Genomic DNA, 2,579 nt, shown 5'->3' on the forward strand with positions numbered 1-2,579 from the left:
CAACTAATGTAATATCTATTCCTAAAAAGGGTATAATTCCACAAATAGAAAATATTTATTATGATTTTGATAAAGATAATATTACTTCAGTCGCTGTATTGATATTGAATAAAATAGTCGATATTATGAATGATGATCCAACCCTAAAAATAGAAATGGCAAGTTATACAGATGCGAGAGGATTGGATAAATATAATTTAGCTCTTTCAAAGCGCAGAGCTAAAGCAGTTTTCGATTATTTGATTATTAAAAATATAAATGGTGATAGAATGCAATATAATGGATATGGAGAAGCTAATTTAGTTAATCATTGTGCAGATAAAGTAAAGTGTCCCCCAGAAGAGCAACAAAAAAACCGAAGAACTGAATTTAAAATATTAGTAGCTCCTTAATTGGGAAGCCGTTTACGAAAATCTGAGACTTAATTTTAAAGTTTTAATCAACTTAAACAGGATATTTGAGATGTAAAAAGCGATCCTAATAAATTTGACATAACAAGCACTAAACAACCACATGCCTTATTCTACATAGGCCTACTCCTTCTATTCCCCATCACCATTTATCTATTCTTATTTTACATCCCGGCAACTTATTCTTCATTCTTTAAAATTTTCGCAGACGACCAACTCTCCTCAGCCATATTTGACGCTCAAGCTTTTACTAATGCTATGAAAGCAGGAACTCTTGAAGGAATTCTAGTTTTCACCATCCCCACGGTTTTTTTAGGCCTGGGTTATATAATTCACATGGTTCAGAAAGGGAAAGGTATAAAAAACATGATTCGTGTAGCCGCACTTATCATATTGACCTTCCTGTTTGTCAAATTGCAATTTTTAGCACCAATATGAAGATATGGAAGCAATTAGGACAATCTACACAATCGATGCTAGAGATAATATTTATCTGGAATCTATGGCCGAGGCTATGAAACTAGACCATGAAACGGTTTACGATGTGATTGGAAATATGTTTGACGAACTATTGAATGAACTTAAGAAAGTAAAGATCAATTATCCTGACCTAAAAAACTGTCTTACTCCACAAAAACAGAAACGGGAGATTGCATTTCTCCGCAAAGAAATGCTGTCCGCCCTCAGGCGGATGGCATTTTTTATTTCAGGCGTTAAGAGCGCAGCTCTTATAAGCATGGAATAAAAATTGACAAAGCGGAGTGAAACGAAGCGACAGCATTTCTTTGCTGGCCCCCAATGGGATCAATGAAATTAATCCAACCCTCTCCGCAATGATTTACAAATATTAGCCTTTTACATAGCGTAAGAGGCTAATTTGTTTAAAATTAAATCCATTGGTGCAATTAGTGGTGCAATTTTCAGTGTTTTACTTGCAGAAAATGGCCGTATATTAGATTTTTCCTTTGTCGTTCCAGAATCGTGAGATGACTACTATAAAGCGATTTTTTACGGTGATCGAGATAAAGCAAAAGAGTTGCTAAAAGAACGGTTGTGGCTGGAAATACAACATATAAAGATTATAAGACGGACACTGACCAAAGGCTGAAGGCATACGAAAATATAAAATTAGTGTACGCCCAGGATTTTAAAACCTTAGAAATGCACTTTCTAACATGGAGTGGCGGTGACACCTGGTAAAACAGGTAGAGATGCGGTAAGTAATTTTATAGTGTAAGTAAACCGCTTTCCAAGTTTAACATCAAGGATCTATTTTTAATCTAGGAACGAATTTAAAGGGATTTACTGAATATATAGAAATCTTTGAGAAGTCTGGGTGCTCTACGTTCAACAAGTAATTATATTCAAACTGAATTATGGCAGAGGGGACTTTTAGAACCACTGTCGCTAGACCTTTCAACCATTCGTCACCTTTATACTGTGTCATAAGGCTATTCTTTGGTTTGTACCAATCGGGATTTACATCTGTCAGCTCATCGATGGGCACTTCTTCTATTTTTAGTGAGTCTGGTATATCAATTACTGTGACGGAAAAATCTCCCGATGTTAGACTCGCGCCACTTCTATGTACGGCTACTTCTAGGCAAGATAAAGCAGCTGATCCCCCGGTGTATAATACTTTCATACCCTCAGAGTTCCATCTACCATAAAGGCCTGGTGAATTAAGTGATCGAGAATATTTTGTTTGTGAGATCCTATATACATGCATCGTTTCTATGCTAGAACACCATAGTCAAGGCGCAGGAGGGCATTCTTAACCATATTTATGCCAGTGATTGTATCAAGTAATTTCACCGGGCGTTCGTTAAAAATAACGTTAGGTGAGTCGATCCATTTTTTAAACTCTTCAAGTGATCCAAACGTATCGACGCCTTTCTCAAACAGTTCGAACAACTCTATTATGTGTTCGCTTTTATTGGTATCTAACTGCTTCCGCTCTTTTATGTATTTTCTTAAGGTAGGCTGAGTGATGGAAAGTAAGTCAGCCATATAAGCCTGATTAGACCCAAACAAATCACCTAAGTCTTTTATCGCCGATGAAAGCAGGCCCTTTTTAATGGCTTCAAGCTTCTTAATAGGAGATTCCAAGACCGAATGATAACTAATAAGTATATCGAAAGCCATTTGAGTATCTGGCGTAAGTTGAAG

5 protein-coding genes are annotated in these 2,579 nt (G+C 36.4%); 3 read left to right on the forward strand and 2 right to left on the reverse strand.

Going from position 1 to position 2,579, the window contains the following annotated elements; translation table 11 throughout:
- The 3 genes from WBJ10_RS05980 to WBJ10_RS05990 form a co-directional block, all read left to right on the forward strand.
- Positions 1 to 392: OmpA family protein (locus WBJ10_RS05980; protein ID WP_424288609.1), on the forward strand; the 392-nt coding region annotated here is incomplete at its 5' end.
- A 460-nt stretch (positions 393 to 852) separates the two neighbouring features.
- Positions 853 to 1,155 carry a hypothetical protein gene (locus tag WBJ10_RS05985; RefSeq protein WP_424288610.1) on the forward strand — a complete coding sequence of 101 codons (303 nt, stop codon included), beginning with the start codon at positions 853 to 855 and terminating at the stop codon, positions 1,153 to 1,155.
- Positions 1,156 to 1,463: 308 nt separating this feature from the next.
- Entirely contained in the window at positions 1,464 to 1,610 is a 147-nt protein-coding gene (locus WBJ10_RS05990; RefSeq protein WP_424288611.1) for a hypothetical protein, read from the forward strand.
- A gap of 61 nt (positions 1,611 to 1,671) precedes the next feature.
- On the opposite strand, the gene WBJ10_RS05995 is transcribed toward WBJ10_RS05990, so the two are convergent.
- Both WBJ10_RS05995 and parS read right to left on the reverse strand, forming a co-directional pair.
- Entirely contained in the window at positions 1,672 to 2,139 is a 468-nt protein-coding gene (locus WBJ10_RS05995; protein ID WP_424288612.1) for an RES family NAD+ phosphorylase, read from the reverse strand.
- A gap of 5 nt (positions 2,140 to 2,144) precedes the next feature.
- Positions 2,145 to 2,579, reverse strand: a 435-nt coding sequence (gene parS / locus WBJ10_RS06000; protein ID WP_424288613.1) for a type II RES/Xre toxin-antitoxin system antitoxin, incomplete at its 5' end; no start/stop codon positions are given.

It is taken from the genome of Daejeonella sp., from assembly GCF_049655485.1.
Lineage (GTDB): Bacteria > Bacteroidota > Bacteroidia > Sphingobacteriales > Sphingobacteriaceae > Daejeonella.

Coding starts and splice junctions, on each gene's coding strand:
- WBJ10_RS05985 (WP_424288610.1), top strand. CDS start 853: ATGGAAGCAATTAGGACAATCTACACAATCGATGCTAGAGATAATATT.
- WBJ10_RS05995 (WP_424288612.1), bottom strand. CDS start 2,139: ATGCATGTATATAGGATCTCACAAACAAAATATTCTCGATCACTTAAT.